Genomic DNA, 19,212 nt, shown 5'->3' with positions numbered 1-19,212 from the left:
GCCGGCCGCGGCCCGGCCCACCGGTGTGGTCGGTCAGGGCTGGGCGCGCACCCAGTCGAGCAGGCCGGGCACCGCCGCCTCGATCTGCCCGCGCACCAGTTCGAAGTCCTCGAGGTCGCCGTAGTAGGGGTCCGGCACCGACTGGTCGTCCGCGTCCGGGTCGAAGCTGCGCAGCAGTCGGCGTCGCTCGGTGGGCACCCCCAGCTGCGCCAGCGCCCGGTCGTGGCCGGTGGCCAGCGCGACCACCAGGTCGGCGGCGAGGTGGTCGGCGCCGACATGCGCGGCGCGGTGCCCGGTCGGGTATCCGTGGCTCGCCAGTACCTCGTTGGTGCGCTCGTCGGCCTCCTTGCCGACGTGCCAGTTCTCGGTGCCGGCGCTCGTCACCCGCACCCGGGCGTCGAGCCCGGCCTCGCGCAGGCGCCCGAGGAGGATCTTCTCGGCCATCGGGGACCGGCAGATGTTGCCGGTGCAGACGAAGGTGATGTGCAGCGGGGTGGCCGCGTCACGGCGTGACATCGAGAACGCTCCCTAGTTGGTCGACGGTCGAGACCGACCAGCGGGCATCGGCGGCCTCCTCAGCGGAACCGTAACCCCACTCGACGAAGACGGTCGGGATGCCCCAGTGCGCGGCGCCGTGCACGTCGTGGGCGCGGTCGCCGACCATCACCACCCCGGCGGTCCCGGCGGCGACGGGCTCGATGCCCAGACCGCGCAGGGCGTGTTCGATCACGTCCACCTTGGCGCGGCGGGTGCCGTCGTCGCTGGCCCCGGCGATCACCTCGAAGTGGTGCGCGAGCGAGAAGTGCTCGAGGATCCGGCGGGCGAACCGCTCCCGCTTGGAGGTGGCGACGGCCAGCCGAGACCCGCGGATCGCCGCGGCGGTGAGCAGGTCCTCGATGCCGTCGAACACCGCGTTGTCCGACCAGCCGGACTCGTCGTAGTGCACGAAGTACGCGGCCAGCGCCCGTTGCGTGGTCGCCTCGTCGAGCCCCAGCGACCGCAGCGTGTCCGCCATCGGGGGGCCGACCACCAGCTCCCGGAGGTCGCCTGCGGGGGCGTCGACGCCGACCACGGCCAGCGCGTGGCGGAAACCGGCGACGATGCCGGGCGCCGAGTCGGTCAGGGTGCCGTCGAGGTCGAACACGGTCACGGGGGCGGGGCTGTGGCTCACGCGCCCATCCTGCCCGGCGGCCCGGCGCGGGCAGCCGCCACCATAAGCTCGTCGGGTGCACACCAGCGACACGGCACCGGCCGACCTGCGACATCACGGCGACATCGACGCCGAGCCCGGACTGCTCGACTTCGCCGTGAACGTGCGCGGTGACGGCCCGCCGGCCTGGCTGCGCGAGCGGCTGGCGCGGGCGCTGACGACGCTCGGCGCCTACCCGTCCGAGGCCGCGGACGCCGCCGCCCGCGAGCAGGTGGCGGCCCGGCACGGTCGTCGACCCGACGAGGTGCTGCTGCTGGCAGGCGGCGCGGAGGGGTTCGCGATGCTCCCGCGGCTGCGGCCCGCGTCGGCGGCGTTGCTGCACCCCTCGTTCACCGAACCGGAGTGGGCGCTGCGCCAGGCCGGGGTGCCGACGACACAGGTGGTGCTCGCCCCGCCGTACCGGCTCGACGCTGCCGCCGTCCCTGCCGACGCGGACCTGGTGGTGCTGGGCAACCCGACCAACCCGACCTCGGTGCTGCACCCCGCCGACGAGGTGCTGGCGCTGCGTCGGCCCGGCCGGATCGTGGTGGTGGACGAGGCCTTCGCCGACGCGGTCCCCGGCGAACCGGAGTCGCTCTCGCACCGGTCGCTGCCGGACGTGCTGGTGTTGCGCAGCCTGACCAAGACCTTTGCCCTGGCCGGACTGCGCTGCGGGTACCTGCTGGGGCCGCCGGAACTGCTGGCCCGGCTGCAGGTCGGTCGCGCGCACTGGCCGCTGGGCAGCCTGCAGGTCGAGGCAATCCGGGCCTGCTGCGAGCCCGACGCGGTGGCGTGGGCGCAGCGCGAGGCCCTGGTGATCGCCGCCGAGCGCGCCGAGATGGTCGAGATGCTCACCGCCGCGGGTATCGCGGTGCACGGGCCGGCGGCGGGCCCCTTCCTGCTGCTGAACGTCCCGGACGCCGAGCGGGTCCGCCGCGACCTGCGCGAGCGCGGCATCGCGGTGCGCCGCGGCAACACCTTTCCCGGGCTCGGCCCGGACCATCTGCGGGTCGCGGTCCGCGCGGCCGAGCAGGCCCAGACGCTGGTGACGGCATTGAGGGAGGTAACGGCATGACGGTGCTGCTGTCCGAGGTGATCTCGGCGCTCGAGGCGGCCTACCCGCCGGCCCTGGCGGAGTCCTGGGACTCGGTGGGACTGGTGTGCGGCGACCCGGCCGACGAGGTGAGCCGGGTGCTGATCGCCGTCGACGCCACCGCCGAGGTGGTCGAGGAGGCGCTGGCCTGGGGTGCCCAGCTGCTGCTGGTGCACCACCCGCTGCTGCTGCGCGGGGTGGACACCGTCGGCGCGCACACCCCCAAGGGGGCGCTGCTGCACCGGCTGATCCGGTCCGGCTGCGCGCTGTACACCGCGCACACCAATGCGGACCGCGCCGATCCGGGCGTCTCCGACGCGCTGGCCGCCGCCCTCGGCCTGACGGTGACAGGTCCGCTGGAGCCGGCGCCGTCCGAGCCGCTGGACAAGTGGGGGGTGACCGTCCCGGTCACCGACACCGAGGCGGTCCGCGACGCGCTGTTCGCCGCGGGCGCCGGCGCGGTCGGGGAGTACCGGCACTGCAGCTGGACGGTCACCGGCACCGGGCAGTTCCTGCCGTCGGCCGCCGCGCGGCCGACGCTCGGGGAGGCCGGCCGGCTCGAACGCGTCGCGGAGGACCGCGTCGAGGTGGTCGCGAGGCGCGCGCTGCGGACCGGGGTGCTGGCCGCCCTGCGCGCCGCGCACCCCTACGAGGAACCCGCGTTCGACGTGCTCGAGCTGGCGGACGTCGGGTCGGCCCGCGGCATCGGGCGGATCGGCGTACTGGCGGAGCCGACGACCCTGCGGGCGTTCACCGAGCGGGTGCACGCCGGACTGCCGGTCACCGAGTGGGGGGTCCGCGCGGCCGGCGACCCGGAGGCGCTGGTGCGCACGGTCGCGGTGTGCGGCGGCTCCGGCGACTCGCTGCTCGGCGCGGCCCGGGCGCGGGGGGTCGACGTGTACGTCACCGCCGACCTGCGTCACCACCCGGCCGACGAGCACCTGCGCTCGGGCGGTCCGATGCTGGTCGACGTGGCGCACTGGGCCAGCGAGCAGCCGTGGTGCGCGCAGGCCGGCGCGGTGCTCGACGCCAGCTTCGCCGGCACCGCGGACTGGGCGGTGGCGGTCTCCACGACGCGCACCGACCCGTGGACGGTTGGTTGCCACTGACCGGTGCGACGCGGTGGTGCGGGGCACCGGTCGGCGGGCGGTACGGTTAGCCGTACCCCGTCGCACCATCCGCACCACAGGAGCCCGAACGCGTGAACGTCGAACCCCGGATTCAGGCAAAGCTGCTGGACCTCGCCGCATTGGACACCGAGCTGACGAGGGTCGCGCACAAGCGCAAGACGCTGCCCGAGGTCGAAGAGGTGCAGCGGCTCGAGTCCGACCGCGTGCAGCACAAGGACGCCGCGGTCGCGGTGGAGATCGTGCTCGGCGACCTCGACCGGGACATCCGCAAGCTCGAGGGCGAGGTGGACGCGGTTCGTCAGCGCGGCGACCGTGACCGCAAGATGCTCGAGAGCGGCACCATCGCGGCCAAGGCGCTCTCGGAACTGCAGCACGAGCTTGGCAGCCTCGAGCGCCGGCAGGGAGTCCTCGAGGAGGAGCTGCTCGAGGTGATGGAGCGCCGTGAGGCCACCCAGGGCGACTACGAGCGCGCCGGCGCGCAGCTGAGCGAGATCGACGACGCGCTGATCGACGCGGTCCGGCGCCGTGACGACGCGCTCGCCGACCTGGCCAGTGTCGAGCAGCGGCACGTGGGGGACCGGACCGCGCTGGCGGCCGAGCTGCCCGAGGACCTGATCGCGGCCTACGAGCGTCAGCGCGCCCAGGGTGGGGTCGGTGCGGCACTGCTGCAGGCCCGCCGCTGCGGCGCGTGCCGGATCGAGATCGACCGCGGCCAGATCGCGCAGATCGCCGCCACCGACCCGCAGGTCGTCGTCCGTTGCCCCGAGTGCAACGCAATCATGGTGCGTACCAAGGAGTCCGGTCTGTGAGTGACCCGCAGGGCGCAGGTTCTGCGCCCGACCGGGTGGTCATCGAGGCCGACGGCGGATCCCGGGGCAACCCGGGGACGGCCGGCTACGGCGCGGTGGTGTTCGACGGCGCCGACGGCCGGGTGCTGGCCGAACGCAACGAGGCCATCGGCGTCGCCACCAACAACGTCGCCGAGTACAAGGGCCTGATCGCCGGACTGACCGCGGCCGCCGAGCTCGGTGCCCGCACGGTGGAGGTCCGGATGGACTCCAAGCTGGTGGTCGAGCAGATGTCCGGGCGCTGGAAGGTCAAGCACCCGGCCATGATTCCGCTCGCGCGGCAGGCCGACGAGCTCGCGGACCGGTTCGACTCGGTCCGGTACACCTGGATTCCGCGTGCGGAGAACTCGCACGCGGACCGGCTCGCGAACGAGGCGATGGACGGCAACGCCGGACGGTCCTCGACCCCCGTCGACCCGCCCCGGGCCGCGGCGGCGCCGGCGACGTCCCCCGAGACCCCGACCGCACCGGGCTGGACCGGCGCCGTCGGCAAGCCGACCCGGTTGCTGCTGCTCCGGCACGGGCAGACACCGCTGTCGGTGGAGCGGCGCTACTCCGGCCGTGGCAACCCCGCGCTCTCCGAGACGGGCCTGGCGCAGGCGAACGCCGCGGCCGCCCGGCTCGGCGCCCGCGGCGGGATCGCCGCCGTGGTGTCCTCGCCGCTGGGCCGGGCCCGCCAGACCGCCGAGTCCGCGGCGGCCGCACTGTCGCTGCCGGTCCGGGTGCACGAGGGCCTGATCGAGACCGACTTCGGTGCGTGGGAGGGGCTGACCTTCACGGAGGCGTCCGAGCGTGATCCCGCACTGCACCGTGCCTGGCTCGGCGACACCTCCGTCCGTCCGCCCGGCGGCGAGAGCTTCGACGAGGTCCGGGTCCGGGTGGCCGCGGCCCGCGACGACCTGCTCGCCGAGTACCCCGGGGCGAACGTGCTGGTCGTCTCGCACGTCACCCCGATCAAGACCCTGCTGCAGCTGGCGCTGGACGTCGGTCCGGCGCTGCTCTACCGCCTGCACCTGGACCTGGCGTCGCTCTCGGTCGCCGAGTTCTACCCCGACGGCGGCGCCTCGGTGCGCCTGGTCAACGACACCTCGCACCTGTAGGCGCGCGGACCGGCCGGTCCCGGCGGACCGGCCGGCGGCGGTCAGCCGGCGGTCAGCGCCTTGCTGATCATCACCACGCCGATCACCAGCAGCAGCACCGCCATCACGGCGGCATTGTTGGCGACCAGCCAGGCCTTCAGCTCCTGCAACCAGGCGGTCGCGCGTTCGCGGGCGGCGAAGTAGGCGATCACCGGGACGGCGACCGTGCACCCGGCGAGCACGGTGAACACGATGCCGGTGACCACGATGGTCGCGCCGCTGACGTCGAGCTGGGCGACGGCCACCGCGGCGCCGACGATCATCAGCAGGTTCTTCGGATTCACCGCGGCGAGCGCGAAGCCCAGTCCGACGGCCTTGCCCGGGGTGACCTTGTCGATGGCCTGCAGCCATCCGGGCATGGCCGCCTCCTCGCCGGGGGCGGGCCTGCCGCGCCACTGCTTGACGGCCAGTCCGAGAAGCGCCACGCCGAGCAGGACCTTGATCGTCGTCCCCGCCGCGCTGCCGCCGGACCCGCCGCCAAGGCCGAGCGCGTCGGCAAGCACCACGAACACCGCGAACGCGGCGGCGATGCCGAGCACCCAGCCGACGGCGAACGAGGTGGCGGTGCGCCCGGCCTGCGGCGTGAGCAGCATCAGGATGGCCGCGATGATCGGGATCGGGCTGATCGCGACGCCGACGGCGAGTGGCAGGACGGTACCTATAGCTGTTCCCATGCGTCGGAGCCTGGCGGTGCGGACTCCCCGGCACACCATCCGCCGGGGGTGAGTTCGAATCGCCGCGCGAGATGGGATGCTCGACGGATGACGATCGAGACCGCGCAGACAAGGGACGGGTCCGGCCCGGTCGCGTCCCGGCAGACCACACCACCGAAGGACATGGCGTGGATTCCGGGCGGACGCTTCTGGATGGGCTCCGAGGACTTCTACCCGGAGGAACGGCCGGTGCACGAGGTGCAGGTGGACGGGTTCTGGATGGACACCCACCAGGTGACGGTCGCGCAGTTCCGTCGCTTCGTGAAGGACACCGGCCACGTCACCGTCGCCGAGACGCCGCCGGACCCGGCCGACTACCCGGGCGCGGACCCGGCGCTGCTGGTCCCGGGCTCGTTGGTGTTCACCCCGCCGCCCGGACCGGTCTCGCTCGACGACTACCACCAGTGGTGGTCCTGGGTGCCGGGGGCGAGCTGGCGTCGCCCCGAGGGCCCGGAGAGCAATGTCGGTGGGCGCGAACGGCATCCGGTCACCCACGTGGCGTACGCCGACGCGCTGGCCTACGCGGCCTGGGCGGGCAAGGACCTGGCGACCGAGGCCGAGTGGGAGTTCGCGGCCCGCGGCGGACTCGACCGCGCCGTCTACTCCTGGGGCGACGAGTACACCCCCGGCGGCCGGCAGCAGGCCAACACCTGGCAGGGCCAGTTCCCCTGGGAGAACCTGCTCGAGGACGGTTACGCGGGCACCTCGCCGGTCGGCAGCTACAAGCCCAACGGCTACGGCCTGTTCGACGCGGCCGGCAACGTCTGGGAGTGGACCACCGACTTCCACACCGCGGACCACAGCGCCGGCGGCAAGAACGTCGCGCCTGCCAGCGCGTGCTGCATCCCGAGCAACCCGCGGATCGAGGTGGGCGCCACCCGTGACGGGGAGAGCTACCCGCGGCGGGTGATCAAGGGCGGCTCGCACCTGTGCGCGCCCAACTACTGCCTGCGGTATCGGCCCGCGGCCCGGCAGGGCGAGACCGAGGAGACCTCGACCTGCCACATCGGGTTCCGGTGCGTGGTGCGGAGCCCAGGGTCACGCTGATGCGCCACTGGCTGCAGGACGAGATCATCGAGCACGGCCGGCTGCCGCTGCTGCTGTTCCTCCTCGGCTTCATCGGCGGGTTCGTCTTCATCCGGCTGAGCGTGCGGATGATCCGTGCGGAGGTGCGGTGGTGGCCCGGCAACGTCACCCCCGGCGGACAGCACGTGCACCACGTGGTGTTCGGGGTCGTCACGATGATGATCTCGGGGGTCGCGTTGATCGCGGTCTACGAGGACGCCACCCAGACCACCGGCGCGGTGCTGGCCGCCTGCTTCGGCGTCGGGACGGCGCTGGTCCTCGACGAGTTCGCGCTGATCTTCTACCTCAAGGATGTGTACTGGGAGGAGCAGGGCCGGGCCTCGGTGGACGCGGTGTTCGTGGCGCTGGCGGTGACCGGGCTGCTGCTGCTCGGCGCCAGGCCCGACGCGATCATCAACGTCGCCGACTTCCGCGACAACCCGGAGGCCTGGGTGCGGTTGGTGCTGGTGCTGGGGACCTTGGTGAACATGGCGATCGCGGCGATCGTGATCGCCAAGGGCAAGATCTGGACCGGCCTGTTCGGGATGTTCTTCTTCCCGATGCTGCTTGTCGGGTCGATCAGGCTCAGCCGGCCCGGGGCGCCCTGGGCGCGCTGGCGGTACCGTGACCGGCCGAAGCGGATGGCCAGGGCCGTCGCCCGCGAGAAGCGGTACCGCAGGCCGGTGGTGCGGGCCAAGATCTACGTGCAGGACCTGATCGCGGGCAAGCCGAGCGTCGCGCACGCGAAGGCCGAGACCGAGGTCGTCCTCGAACGCACCGTGCACGCGGCCCCGCCGCCACCGGTGCACGAACCCGTCCGTCGCTGACGCCCGGTTTCGCCCGGAACGCGCACGTCTGGCACAATTGGGCGGTTGCCTGTCACAGGCGCACGACCTAATCGGAGTACGAACCAGCTACCGACCGCTCACGCGGTGCCGCTCGGTTCCTCTACTCGCGCAAAAACAAGAATGGATCACCCCATGAACACTCTGGACTTCCTGGACGCCAAGTCGCTCCGCGAGGACATCCCCGCGTTCCGTCCCGGCGACACGCTGAACGTGCACGTCAAGGTCATCGAAGGCTCGAAGGAGCGCGTGCAGGTCTTCAAGGGCGTCGTGATCCGTCGCCAGGGCGGCGGCGTCCGCGAGACCTTCACCGTCCGCAAGGTCTCCTTCGGCGTCGGCGTCGAGCGCACCTTCCCGGTGCACAGCCCGAACATCGCCGAGTTCGAGGTGCTGACCCGCGGTGACGTGCGTCGCGCGAAGCTGTACTACCTGCGCGACCTCCGTGGCAAGGCCGCGAAGATCAAGGAAAAGCGCTGAGCGTAGAGCTCCTTTCAGTGTTAGCCCGGCCCGGGATTCTCGGGCCGGGCTAACCTGTTCCAGTGGTAGATACCCCGCACGAATCGACGGTGCCCCCAGCCGGCACCGATGGCCCCGACACAGCATCGGGAAAGCCGCAGAAGAAGCCCCGCTCGTTCTGGCGGGAGCTGCCCATTCTCATCCTCGTCGCGCTGATGATGAGCTTCCTCTTGCAGACCTTCGTGGGGCGGGTGTACCTGATTCCGTCGGAGTCGATGGAGCCCACACTGCACGGCTGCGCAGGCTGTACCGGCGACCGGATCTTCGTGGAGAAGATCGGCTACCGCTTCGGTGACCCGCAGCCCGGCGACGTCGTCGTCTTCAAGGGCCCGGACTCCTGGAACGCCGGCTGGACGTCCACCCGCTCCGACAACACCGTGCTCCGCGGGATCCAGGAGGTCGGCGCACTGGTCGGCCTCGTGCCGCCGGACGAGAACAACCTGGTCAAGCGCGTGATCGCGACCGGCGGCCAGACGGTCGAATGCTGTGACGAGCAGGGCCGGATCCTGGTCGACGGCAAGCCGCTGGACGAGAACTACGTGGTCACCGACTTCCCGTTCACACCGGGCAGCCAGACCTGCGACACCCCGTTGAAGTCGGGCCGCTGCTTCGGGCCGTACACCGTCCCGGAGGGCAACCTGTGGGTGATGGGTGACAACCGCAGCAACTCGGCGGACTCGCGCTACCACGTCGGCGACGAGTACAACGGCACCGTGCCGGTGGACAACGTCGTCGGCAAGGCCGTCGCCATCGTGCTGCCGCCGTCGCGGTGGGGCCTGATCGACTCGCCCGACATCCAGAGCAACTGAAGTAGCAGACGATGACCAACTGGCCGCCCCGAACCGTCATCCGCAGCGCCGCCGGCCTGCGGACGATGGAGTCGGCCCTGATCCGCACCGGGCTCGGTCCGGTCGCCGGGGTGGACGAGGCGGGCCGGGGCGCCTGCGCAGGCCCGCTGGTGGTGGCGGCCTGTGTCCTCGGACCCAGGCCGCACGCCGCCCTCGCCGGACTCGACGACTCGAAGCGGCTCACCGAACGCGTCCGCGAGGGACTCTTCCCGGTGATCCAGCGGCTCGCCCACGCCTGGTGCATCGTGGAGATCCCGGCCTGGGAGATCGATGCGCTCGGCGTGCACGTCGCCAACATCGAGGGCATGCGACGCGCGGTGGCCGGGCTGTCGACGGCACCGGGATACGTTCTCACGGACGGCTTCCGGGTGCCGGGCCTGCCCGCACCGTCGCTGCCGGTGATCGGCGGTGACGCCGCCGCGGCGTGCATCGCCGCGGCGAGCGTGCTGGCGAAGGTCTCGCGCGACCGGACCATGGTGGCGCTGGACGACGCGCTTCCCGGGTACGGTTTCGCCGGGCACAAGGGCTACGGCACGGCCGCGCACACCGCCGCGATGGTCGCGCTCGGCCCCAGCCACGAGCACCGGATGTCGTACGCGAACGTCGCCGCGGCCCGGTCGGCGCGCCCCGGTCCCGACGATCCCGGACGCGACGTGGGCGGTCGTACCGAGGGCGAAATGTACACCGCGGTGGTCGGTGCGCGATGATGGTGGTTCAACCCGGAGCTGGAGGACGTGCAAGCTGATGAGTGCCGAAGATCTCGAGAAGTACGAAACGGAGATGGAGCTGTCGCTCTACCGTGAGTACAAGGACATCGTCGGCCAGTTCGCCTACGTCGTCGAGACCGAACGCCGTTTCTACCTGGCGAATTCGGTGGAGCTGATCCCTCGCAACGCGGACGGGGAGATCTACTTCGAGGTGCGGATGGCCGACGCCTGGGTGTGGGACATGTACCGCCCGGCCCGGTTCGTCAAGCACGTGCGGGTGATCACCTTCAAGGACGTCAACGTCGAGGAGCTCGAGAAGTCCGATCTGCGGCTGCCGGAGAACGGCCCGTTCGGAGACTGAGTCCCGTGCGTGGTGCGGCTCGGCTGCATCCACACACCTGCTGTCCCCGTCACACCCCCGTTGAACGCTCAACGGGGGTGTGACGGCGTCGAGGGGTGGGTGCGGCCGGTCGGTGGGCGCCGACCTCAGGCGACGGTGACGCCGTTCTCCAGCATCGTGGTCCGCAACACGAACGCGGCCTCGCCGCCGAGGATCCCGTCGACCAGGGCCAGGTAGCGGCCGACGAACTCGGGCCCGTGCGGGGCCAGTTCCGCGCCCGACGGTTCCAGATGGTGCGCGAGTTCGTGCAGGACCACCAGTTCCCGCAGCGCCCAGGCGCCGTCGCGGGTGCGCGGCACCGCGACCGTTGCCGTCGCGGGCTCGTAGTGCGCGGCGGTGGCCCCGGACCGGGCCCGGACGGTGACGGGGGCGGACGCGCGCGGCCAGTCGGCGCGCACCCAGTTCAGCGCCCGCACCCGGTCCAGGTAGTCCTGTACCGATTCGACGGAGGCGAACTTCCGCTCGACCGGCAGCGTCAGTCGCGAACCGAACAGCTCGAGCTCGCGGCCGGTGCCGAGGTCGGCGCGGTCGAAGATCCGCCGGACCACGGTCTCGGCCTCGTACACCCGCGACCGCTGACCGTCCCGGCGTCCGGTCACCGTTGCGGCCGGGACAGCTCGCGGCGCGCCCCGGGCAGTTCGGCTTCGTGGCCGAGCCGCGCGGCCCGTCCCGCCCGGTCGCCCGCGTGGCGGGCCTTCGAGGAGTGCCCCGCGGTGGCCTTCGCGCCGCGCCACGCGCCGCGGGCGGTGGAGGTCCGCCGGTAGAAGTCGGTGAGCTCGATCTGCTTGTCCCGCAGCACCAGTGCAGTCCCGGAGAGCGAGCCGTCGTCGGCTGCCGCCGCGTCGGGGCGATCGGCGTCCGCGCGCAGCGCCTGCTCCTCGGCGGCGCGCCTGGCGGTGGCCAGCCGTTCCCCGATCCGGGCGGCGAAGGCCAGCTGGAAGTTCAGCCGGGCGGTGACCCCGGCGACCGGCCGGTGCGCGCCCGACGCCAGGTAGGCGTCGGAGGACCGCACCATCTGCACCAGCAGGCCGGCGTAGAGCGCCTCGCACGCGTCGATGTCGGTGTCGAAGCCGTACGCGAACACCTGGGTGGAGTTGTGGGCGACGTCGCACTGCACGTCGTTGGCGGCCGCGATGCTCACGAACAGCTGCACGTAGGTGCGCAGGCCCTTCTTCCCGGTCTCGCCGATCCGGATCGCGCGCTGGACGGGGGAGGCGCGCTGTTCCCGGCGTGAGGTGTGCGCCCGGGCGACGGCAAGGTCGATGGAGGTGGCGGTCGCCAGCCGCTGGGCCGCCTCCATGAAGGCCTGGGCCTCGTGCGGGTTGCTGGTCGACTCGGCCTGGCGCAGCAGCCCGCCGATCCGCACCAGCATCTTCTCGGAACTCACGCCGCCGAGGGTAGCCGGTGGCACCGACACCGACCGGTCCGCTGCGTCGGCGAGAAGTCTCGACGGCGCAGGCGAGATCGCCGGTCCGGCGGCGATGATCGGCATGAATTCGGTTGTGTCGAAACCCACACGGACGCGCGGTCTGGCGAGAACAATCGCGGCACAGGTCCACATCGCCACGCGGGAGCGACCGTGGCGGGACGACACGAAGAACTGGGGAGGGTGATTCGATGCGGGGTCTCACACGTGGACACGGCCGACTGGCGGCGGTGGCCGCGGCAGTGTCGGTGCTGCCGCTGTTGCTCGGTGCGCAGACAGCGTCGGCGGGGGTGGCGGCGGTTCGGACGGTCGACGCGCCGGCGGCCGGCTCGCATGTGGTCGGAGTGACGAAGGACGGTCCCCGCAAGGTCACCGTGAAGGTGTACTCGGCGGCGATGGACCGCACGATTCCGCTCGATGTGATCCTGCCCGCCGACACCAGCGCGCCCCGACCCACTCTCTACCTGCTCAACGGTGCCGGCGGCGGCGAGGACTCCGCGAACTGGGAGGCGAGGACGGACCTGATGGCGTTCTTCCAGGACAAGAACGTCAACGTGGTCACCCCCAATGAGGGCGCCTTCAGCTACTACACCGACTGGGAGAAGGACGACCCCGCCATCGGTCGCAACAAGTGGCAGACCTTCCTGACCGAGGAACTGCCACCGATCGTCGACAAGGAGTTCGGTACCAACGGCGTCAACTCGCTCGCGGCCATCTCGATGACCGCCACGTCGGTGCTCAACCTCGCCATCGCGGCACCGGGTCTGTACCGGGGCGTCGGTGCCTACAGCGGCTGCGCCGAGACCAGCACGCCGGTGGGTGAGACCTACGTCAGGACCGTGCTGGGTCGCGCCGGCGTCGACCCGACGAACATGTGGGGGCAGTACGGCGGCCCGGCCTGGACGGCCAACGACCCGGTCGTCAACGCGGCGAAGTTGCGGGGCACGCAGCTGTACATCTCCACGGGATCGGGACTGCCCGGCCCGCACGACACGTTGAACGGCCCGGAAATCGACGGCAATGTCGGGACGCTCGCCGAGCAGGTCGTCGTCGGGGGCGTCATCGAGGCGGCGGTCAACCAGTGCACCCACACCCTGGCGGACCGGCTGAACCAGCTCCAGATCCCCGCGACGTTCGACTTCAAGCCGGCGGGCACGCACTCCTGGGGCTACTGGCAGGACGACTTGCACAACTCCTGGCCGATGCTGGCCCGCTCGATGGGCATGCAGCCGTAGCGGACAGCCGGTAGGAATCCGCGCACACCCTTCTGGTGGTCGTCGCGCGGCAGAGGTCTCGGTCGACGGTGGCACCGCGGCGCAGGTCAGCGACCTGCGCCGCGGTTGTGCACAGGGGCGAATCTGTCCACAGGGCAATCGTTTCCGCAGCCCGGGTGGATCCCGGTCCGGAAGCCGGCGGGCATCGTCGTCGGCATGGCACGAAACCTGGAGTTGGGCGCACAGGGCGAGAATCTGGCCGTCGGCCACCTCGTCGACGGTGGCATGACGATCCTGGAGCGGAACTGGCGGTGTCGGTACGGGGAGCTGGACGTGATTGCCGTCGACGGGGACGCGGTGGTGTTCGTCGAGGTGAAGACGAGGTCCGGACGCGGGTACGGGACGCCGGCCGAGGCGGTGACCTTCGCGAAGCAGTCGCGCATCCGGCGGCTCGCCGGGCTGTGGCTGCGTGAGCAGAAACGGGGCTGGGTGCACGTGCGGTTCGACGTGGTTGCGGTGCTCGTCGTACCGGGCAGCGAGCCGCTGGTCGAGCACCTGAGGGCAGTGTTCTGATGACGCTCGGGCGGGCGCACTCGGTGGCCGTGCGCGGAGTCGAGGGGCTGCTGGTCGAGATCGAGGCAGACATCGGGCGCGGGCTGCCCGGGGTGCACCTGGTGGGTCTGCCGGACACCGCGCTGCAGGAGTCGCGGGACCGGGTGCGGGCCGCGGTCGCCAACTCCGGTGAGAGGTGGCCGGATTCGCGGGTGATCCTGGCGCTGTCGCCGGCGACGCTGCCCAAGGGCGGCAGCATGTACGACCTCGCGCTCGCCTGCTCGGTACTGGTCGCGGACGGCCGGGTGCCGTCCGCGGACCTCGAGCGCAGCGTGCTGCTCGGCGAACTCGCCCTCGACGGGCGTTTGCGCGCGGTCCGCGGGGTGCTGCCGGCGGTGCTTGCGGCCAAGGCCGCGGGCTGGCCGTCGGTGGTGGTCCCGCACCCGGCCCTGCCGGAGGCCGGGCTGGTGGACGGCATCGAGGTGCTGGGGGCCCGGGACCTCGGCGAGGTGATCTGCTGGCTGCGTGGCGAACTGACCCTGACCCGGCCCACCCCGATGGACCGGGACCCGGCGCCGACGATTGCGGACCTCAGCGACGTGGCGGGTCAGGGGGAGGCCCGGCTGGCGCTGGAGATCGCCGCCGCGGGAGCCCACCACCTGATGCTCACCGGGCCACCAGGAATCGGCAAGACGATGCTCGCGCAACGACTCCCGGGTGTGCTGCCGCCGCTCAGCGACGGCGAGGCGCTCGAGGTGACGGCCATCCACTCGGTGGCGGGCCTGCTCAGTACGGAGCAGCCGCTGATCACGGCGCCGCCGTTCGTCGCCCCGCACCACACCTGCTCGGTCAGCGCGCTGGTGGGCGGCGGGTCCGGGATGGCCCGGCCCGGCGCGGTCAGCCGGGCCCACCGCGGCGTGCTGTTCCTCGACGAGTGCGCCGAGTTGGGTGTCAAGGCGCTCGAGGCGCTGCGCACTCCGCTCGAGGACGGGGAGGTGCGGATCGCGCGCCGCGACGGGGTGGCCCGCTACCCCGCGCGGTTCCAGCTGGTACTGGCCGCCAACCCGTGCCCCTGTGCGCCGCCCCGGGAGGTGGACTGCATCTGCACCCCGACCGTCCGGCGGCGGTACCTGGGCAAGTTGTCCGGACCGTTGCTGGACCGGGTCGACCTGAGGGTCAAGATGCGTGAGCTCTCGGTCGGCGCGCTCAACGGCGAGGCCGCGGAGTCGACTGCGGACGTGCGGGAACGGGTGTCGCGGGCGCGCGCGGTCGCCGTGGAACGATGGCAGGATTTTGGGTGGCGCAGCAATGCGGAGGTGCCCGGACCCGCGCTGCGGCAACGATTTCGACTGTCCCGACAGGCCCTCGGTCCGCTCGAGCGGGGACTGCGAGAGGGGGCGATCACCGCGCGCGGGGCCGACCGGGCGCTGCGGGTCGCGTGGACGCTCGCGGACCTGGCGGGCGAGTCGGTACCCGGCCCGGACGAGGTGGGGACGGCGCTGCACTTCCGTGACCGGATGGGCGCATGAACGCCCGGCAGGCGGCCTGGGCGTACCTGTCTCAGGTGGCGGCCGGGCCCTGCGCACCGCTCGCGGACCTGGTCGGTGCGGTCGGTCCGGAGGAGGCCGCCCGGGCGGTCCGCGGGGCGGAACTGCCGGAGGTGCTGCGCACCCGGACCCAGGCGCGGGCACACCTGGACACCGCGGCCCGGGACCTGGCGCTGGTCGAGCGGCTCGGCGGCCGGTTGCTCACTCCCGACGATCTGGACTGGCCGCAGTGGAAGCTGCTCGCCTTCGACGGGACCGAGCAGCGCGCCGACCGGGAGTCCGCGGCGCCGCTGGCGCTGTGGGTGCTCGGGCGGCGGAAGGTGGCGGAGCTGACCGAACGGGCGGTCGCGGTGGTCGGGACCAGGGCGGCCAGCGGCTACGGCGAGCACGTGACCACGCAGTTCGTCGACGACCTGGCGGGTGGCGGCTGGACGGTGGTCTCCGGTGGGGCCTACGGAATCGACGGTGCCGCGCATCGGGCCGCGCTGGCGGCGGGCGCGCCCACCGTGGCGGTGCTGGCCTGCGGGGTGGACCGGGCCTACCCGGCCGGTCACGGTCGGCTGCTGCGCGAGATCGCCAGGGACGGGCTGGTGCTCAGCGAGTACGCGCCCGGTACGGCGCCGGCGCGGTACCGATTCCTTGCGCGTAACCGGCTGGTTGCCGCGCTGGCCGACGCGGTGCTGGTGGTCGAGGCGGGGGCCCGCAGCGGGGCGCGCAACACCGCGTCCTGGGCGTCACGGCTGGGACGGCCGGTGCTGGCGGTGCCGGGGCCGGTGACGTCGGCGTCCTCGGTGGGGTGTCACCGGATGATCCGGGACGGGGAGGCGATCCTGGCGGCGCGGGCGGCCGACGTCGTCGAGGCGGCCGGGCCGATGGGGGTCGCGGCGGAGTCGTCCGGTCCGGTGCGTCGGCTGGACGGGCTGTCGAGTCGCGCGGCGCAGGTCTACGAGGCGTTTCCGGCGTCGGGCTCGATCGGGGTGCGGGAGCTCTCGGAGGGGTCGGGGCTGCCACTCAAGTCGGTGCAGGGGGCGTTGCCGGTGCTGGAGATGAGCGGGTTGATCGACTCCGACGAGACCGGTTGGTTCCGCCGGTGAACGGGCGCCGGCGCCGCGGGGGATCCCACGGCGCCGGCGTCAGCGGTCCGAGATTCAGGCGAACCCGAGACTCAGGCGAACTGAGGGCAGATGTTCGTCAGCGCGGCGGCGTACGTCTGCCGTCCGTCGTCGGCGCCGTCGGTCGCGCCCTGCGTCATCATGTCGACGTACCCGGCCCAGTCCGACCATGCGCCGGTCGAGGCGGCCGACGGCTTCAGCTGGGCGAAGGAGTCGCAGTAGGTGTGGCCGGTCGCGACGACGGCCGCCCGCTGCGAACGCGGGCTCGCCAGCGTCTCGCCCTGGTCGTTGACCACGTCGTCCCAGCGGGACTGTGCGCAGACCGACTTCGCGAAGGCGGCGTCACCGTCGGCCGGAACCGCCTTGAACACCTCGCCGTCCTGCATGCGGGCGACCTGTGCGGCCCGGCCCTCCTCGAACTGCGCCATCAGGCTCGTGAACTCGTCGTCGGCGTCGCCGACCTGTACCGGGCGCAGCACGTCGACGAGTTCCTCCGCGGTGGCGTTCGGCAGGGTGGCGTCGACGCACGTGGTGGCCCCGCCGGACGAACCGCCGCCGGCCTGGTCGCTGGTGTCGGCGTCGGCGGAGCATCCGACGAGCGCGACGCCAACCACCGCCACGGTGGCGGCGAGGCTGGCGGCACGGCGAGCGATTTTCATGATCCTCCGAAGGGTGAGAGCGGGATTCGGCGACCGGCAGGACGAGATTCCTGCCGTCGACACGGCGTGAGGAGTATTACAGCAGACGCCGGATTCCGGGACCGATCACCCATCTCCGGTAGGGTTAGGTGAACCTAACAACTGGAGGGCTCGGCATGACCCGACCACTCGTCACCCTGACAGTGCTGCGCACCGAACGCCTCACCCCGCACCTGGTGCGGGTGTACCTGGGCGGCCCCGGCTTCGACGACTTCGTGCCGAACGCCCACGCCGACGCCTACGTGAAGCTGCTCTTCGGCTCCGACGACGAACCGGTGCTGCGCACCTACACGGTCCGCCGCGTCGACGACGAGAAGCGGGAGATCTCAATCGATTTCGTGGTCCACGGCGACGACGGGCTCGCCGGGCCGTGGGCGGCGTCGGCGCAGCCCGGGCAGACGCTGCGGCTGCGCGGTCCGGGCGGTGCCTACGCACCGCGCGACGACGCCGACTGGCACCTGATGGCAGGCGACGAGTCCGCGCTCCCCGCCATCTCGGCGGCGCTCGAGGCGCTGCCGGCGTCGGCGGTGGCGCGGGTGTTCGTCGAGGTGTCCGGGCCGGAGGGGGAGCTGGACCTGCGGTCCGCGGCCGATGTCGAGGTCACCTGGGTGCACCGCGGCGGGCCCGCCGACGAGGTGGGCGACGACCTGGCGGGGGACCGGGCGCCGCTGATCGACGCGGTCCGGCGGGCGCCGTGGCTGCCCGGCCAGCCCCAGGTGTTCATCCACGGCGAGGCGCACGCCGTCATGCACGGCCTGCGCGGCTACATCCGCAAGGACCGCGGGGTGTCTGCGGAATGGGCCTCGATCTCCGGGTACTGGCGGCGCGGCCGGTCCGAGGAGGGCTTCCGGGCGTGGAAGTCCGACCTCGCGAAGGCCGAGGGTGCCGCGGAGCGCGGCGGGCGGTAGGTCGCGGACGGTCAGGCTCCGGCGGCGGTCAGGCCGAGCGGGCGGCGGTGGACTCCGGAGTCGACTGTTCCTCGGGCCGGCCGAGCAGCTGCAGCGCCGCCATCGCGATCACCGCGCAGGCCACGATCCCGGTGGCCATCTGCGCCGCCGACCCGCCGACCAGCGGCGAGATCACCGCGGCCAGGCCGAACTGGCCGGCGCCCATCAGCGCGGACCCGGTGCCCGCTGCCTCGCTGACCTGGCTCTGGCCCAGCGCGGTCGCGTTGCCCATGACGAATCCGATGCTGGTGGTGACCGCGAACAGCAGCGGCAGCACCACCACGGTGTGGGCGCCGCCGACGGTCACCTCCGCCAGCAGGGCGAGGCCGGCGACCAGCAGCATCGCGACGCCGAAGGTCAGCAGCTGCCGGGCGCGGAAGCGGCCGATCAGCCTGGTGTTGACGATGCTGCCGGCGACGATGCCGATCGAGTTCACGCCGAACACCACCGAGAACTGCCCCGGGGACAGGCCGAGGACCTCCTGGATCACGAACGGCGACGCGGAGATGTACGAGAACAGGGCGCCGAAACCGAACATGAAGGTCAGCGCGTAGCCGACGTAGCGACGGTTGCCGAGCACGTACCGCATGTTGTGCGCCAAAGCGGCCAGCCCGCCGCCGTGCCGCCGCTCGGGCGGCAGCGTCTCCGGGATCAGCGTGAGGATGCCGACGACCATCACCACGCCGGCGCCGGTGAGCACCCAGAAGATGCCGCGCCAGCCGACCGGGTCGAGCAGGGCGCCGCCGAGCAGCGGCGCCACCACCGGGGCGACGCCGCCGATGATCATCATGACCGAGAACAGCTTGGCGGCGGTCTCGCCCGTGGCCCGGTCGGCAATCACCGCGCGTGCCAACACGATTGCCGCGCCGCCGCTCAGTCCCTGCAGCAGTCGGGCGCCGATCAGCACCTCCGCGGAGGGTGCCAGCGCGCACAGCGCGCCGCTGACCGCGAAGGTCGCGGCGCCGGCGAGCAGCAGCTTCCGCCGGCCCCAGCCGTCGGAGAGCGGGCCCACGACCAGCTGGCCGATGCCGAGGCCGGCCATGAACGTGGTGAGGGTCAGCTGGACCGACTGCGTCGAGGTGCCCAGGTCGTCGCCGAGTGCCGGCAGGCCCGGCAGGTACATGTCGATCGCGAGCGGGGCGATCGCCGAGAGCAGCGCCAGTGCCAGCAGCATGGGGATCGATATTGAACGGGTCACATGGGACTGCCAGCGGCGCGGTCGC

The 19,212-nt window shown here is 72.4% G+C and carries 22 protein-coding genes; 15 read left to right on the top strand and 7 right to left on the bottom strand.

The window, feature by feature from the left end:
* Nucleotides 1-33: 33 nt before the first annotated feature.
* Complete coding sequence (locus ACFO6S_RS05200; protein WP_378414769.1) at nt 34-516, bottom strand: low molecular weight protein-tyrosine-phosphatase; 483 nt, start codon at nt 514-516, stop codon at nt 34-36.
* Nucleotides 503-1,171, bottom strand: a complete 669-nt coding sequence (locus ACFO6S_RS05195; RefSeq protein WP_378414767.1) for an HAD hydrolase-like protein — start codon at nt 1,169-1,171, stop codon at nt 503-505. Before ACFO6S_RS05195 ends, ACFO6S_RS05200 begins: the two co-directional genes overlap by 14 nt.
* Before the next feature lie 55 nt (nt 1,172-1,226).
* Between ACFO6S_RS05195 and cobC the strand changes: the two genes are divergently transcribed.
* From cobC to ACFO6S_RS05175, 4 genes are all read left to right on the top strand, one after another.
* Nucleotides 1,227-2,264, top strand: a complete 1,038-nt coding sequence (gene cobC, locus ACFO6S_RS05190) for an Rv2231c family pyridoxal phosphate-dependent protein CobC (protein WP_378414765.1) — start codon at nt 1,227-1,229, stop codon at nt 2,262-2,264.
* A complete protein-coding gene (locus ACFO6S_RS05185; RefSeq protein ID WP_378414763.1) occupies nt 2,261-3,391 on the top strand; it encodes a Nif3-like dinuclear metal center hexameric protein in 1,131 nt (376 codons plus the stop codon). The genes cobC and ACFO6S_RS05185 overlap by 4 nt, the downstream gene beginning before the upstream one ends.
* Before the next feature lie 92 nt (nt 3,392-3,483).
* Complete coding sequence (locus ACFO6S_RS05180) at nt 3,484-4,221, top strand: zinc ribbon domain-containing protein (RefSeq protein WP_378414761.1); 738 nt, start codon at nt 3,484-3,486, stop codon at nt 4,219-4,221.
* Entirely contained in the window at nt 4,218-5,360 is a 1,143-nt protein-coding gene (locus ACFO6S_RS05175; RefSeq protein ID WP_378414759.1) for a bifunctional RNase H/acid phosphatase, read from the top strand. The genes ACFO6S_RS05180 and ACFO6S_RS05175 overlap by 4 nt, the downstream gene beginning before the upstream one ends.
* A 41-nt stretch (nt 5,361-5,401) precedes the next feature.
* Here the strand turns inward: ACFO6S_RS05175 and ACFO6S_RS05170 are convergent, their stop codons facing one another.
* On the bottom strand, nt 5,402-6,073 hold the full coding sequence (locus tag ACFO6S_RS05170) for a GAP family protein (protein WP_378414757.1): 672 nt from the start codon (nt 6,071-6,073) through the stop codon (nt 5,402-5,404).
* Between the two features lie 162 nt (nt 6,074-6,235).
* Between ACFO6S_RS05170 and ACFO6S_RS05165 the strand changes: the two genes are divergently transcribed.
* The 6 genes from ACFO6S_RS05165 (at nt 6,236) to ACFO6S_RS05140 (ending at nt 10,454) form a co-directional block, all read left to right on the top strand.
* Nucleotides 6,236-7,159 carry a formylglycine-generating enzyme family protein gene (locus ACFO6S_RS05165; RefSeq protein WP_378415232.1) on the top strand — a complete coding sequence of 308 codons (924 nt, stop codon included), beginning with the start codon at nt 6,236-6,238 and terminating at the stop codon, nt 7,157-7,159.
* The gene (locus ACFO6S_RS05160; RefSeq protein WP_378414755.1) at nt 7,159-8,004 is read left to right on the top strand and encodes a hypothetical protein; all 846 of its coding nucleotides are present in this window, start codon (nt 7,159-7,161) and stop codon (nt 8,002-8,004) included. The genes ACFO6S_RS05165 and ACFO6S_RS05160 overlap by 1 nt, the downstream gene beginning before the upstream one ends.
* A 153-nt stretch (nt 8,005-8,157) precedes the next feature.
* The gene (gene rplS, locus ACFO6S_RS05155; protein ID WP_378414753.1) at nt 8,158-8,499 is read left to right on the top strand and encodes a 50S ribosomal protein L19; all 342 of its coding nucleotides are present in this window, start codon (nt 8,158-8,160) and stop codon (nt 8,497-8,499) included.
* 89 nt (nt 8,500-8,588) lie between these two features.
* Nucleotides 8,589-9,347, top strand: a complete 759-nt coding sequence (gene lepB / locus ACFO6S_RS05150; RefSeq protein WP_378415231.1) for a signal peptidase I — start codon at nt 8,589-8,591, stop codon at nt 9,345-9,347.
* Nucleotides 9,348-9,358: 11 nt separating this feature from the next.
* Nucleotides 9,359-10,093 carry a ribonuclease HII gene (locus tag ACFO6S_RS05145; RefSeq protein WP_378414751.1) on the top strand — a complete coding sequence of 245 codons (735 nt, stop codon included), beginning with the start codon at nt 9,359-9,361 and terminating at the stop codon, nt 10,091-10,093.
* A gap of 37 nt (nt 10,094-10,130) precedes the next feature.
* Nucleotides 10,131-10,454: a DUF2469 domain-containing protein gene (locus tag ACFO6S_RS05140; RefSeq protein ID WP_378414750.1), complete on the top strand. Its 324-nt coding sequence runs from the start codon at nt 10,131-10,133 to the stop codon at nt 10,452-10,454.
* 125 nt (nt 10,455-10,579) lie between these two features.
* Here ACFO6S_RS05140 and ACFO6S_RS05135 read toward each other — a convergent pair whose 3' ends face one another.
* The gene (locus tag ACFO6S_RS05135; RefSeq protein ID WP_378414748.1) at nt 10,580-11,092 is read right to left on the bottom strand and encodes a TIGR04338 family metallohydrolase; all 513 of its coding nucleotides are present in this window, start codon (nt 11,090-11,092) and stop codon (nt 10,580-10,582) included.
* Nucleotides 11,089-11,880 (bottom strand): DUF2786 domain-containing protein, encoded by a 792-nt coding sequence (locus tag ACFO6S_RS05130; RefSeq protein WP_378414746.1) that lies wholly within the window; start codon nt 11,878-11,880, stop codon nt 11,089-11,091. Before ACFO6S_RS05130 ends, ACFO6S_RS05135 begins: the two co-directional genes overlap by 4 nt.
* A 230-nt stretch (nt 11,881-12,110) precedes the next feature.
* Here ACFO6S_RS05130 and ACFO6S_RS05125 point away from each other — a divergent pair, with 230 nt between their 5' ends.
* From ACFO6S_RS05125 to dprA, 4 genes are all read left to right on the top strand, one after another.
* A complete protein-coding gene (locus ACFO6S_RS05125) occupies nt 12,111-13,154 on the top strand; it encodes an alpha/beta hydrolase (RefSeq protein WP_378414744.1) in 1,044 nt (347 codons plus the stop codon).
* 195 nt (nt 13,155-13,349) lie between these two features.
* Nucleotides 13,350-13,706 (top strand): YraN family protein, encoded by a 357-nt coding sequence (locus tag ACFO6S_RS05120; RefSeq protein WP_378414742.1) that lies wholly within the window; start codon nt 13,350-13,352, stop codon nt 13,704-13,706.
* Nucleotides 13,706-15,214, top strand: coding sequence for a YifB family Mg chelatase-like AAA ATPase (locus ACFO6S_RS05115; RefSeq protein WP_378414740.1), 1,509 nt, complete (start codon nt 13,706-13,708; stop codon nt 15,212-15,214). Before ACFO6S_RS05120 ends, ACFO6S_RS05115 begins: the two co-directional genes overlap by 1 nt.
* Nucleotides 15,211-16,326, top strand: coding sequence for a DNA-processing protein DprA (gene dprA, locus ACFO6S_RS05110; protein WP_378414739.1), 1,116 nt, complete (start codon nt 15,211-15,213; stop codon nt 16,324-16,326). The genes ACFO6S_RS05115 and dprA overlap by 4 nt, the downstream gene beginning before the upstream one ends.
* A gap of 71 nt (nt 16,327-16,397) precedes the next feature.
* Here the strand turns inward: dprA and ACFO6S_RS05105 are convergent, their stop codons facing one another.
* Nucleotides 16,398-17,003, bottom strand: coding sequence for a hypothetical protein (locus tag ACFO6S_RS05105; RefSeq protein ID WP_378414737.1), 606 nt, complete (start codon nt 17,001-17,003; stop codon nt 16,398-16,400).
* 155 nt (nt 17,004-17,158) lie between these two features.
* Between ACFO6S_RS05105 and ACFO6S_RS05100 the strand changes: the two genes are divergently transcribed.
* Complete coding sequence (locus ACFO6S_RS05100) at nt 17,159-17,950, top strand: siderophore-interacting protein (protein WP_378414736.1); 792 nt, start codon at nt 17,159-17,161, stop codon at nt 17,948-17,950.
* Nucleotides 17,951-17,978: 28 nt separating this feature from the next.
* Here ACFO6S_RS05100 and ACFO6S_RS05095 read toward each other — a convergent pair whose 3' ends face one another.
* Entirely contained in the window at nt 17,979-19,163 is a 1,185-nt protein-coding gene (locus tag ACFO6S_RS05095) for a multidrug effflux MFS transporter (RefSeq protein WP_378414734.1), read from the bottom strand.
* Between the last annotated feature and the right edge of the window lie 49 nt (nt 19,164-19,212).

The sequence above is a fragment of the Rhodococcus kronopolitis genome, assembly GCF_042654025.1.
In the GTDB taxonomy this organism is placed as follows: Bacteria; Actinomycetota; Actinomycetes; order Mycobacteriales; family Mycobacteriaceae; genus Rhodococcus_G; species Rhodococcus_G kronopolitis.
This window is presented reverse-complemented; position numbering and strand designations above follow the sequence as displayed.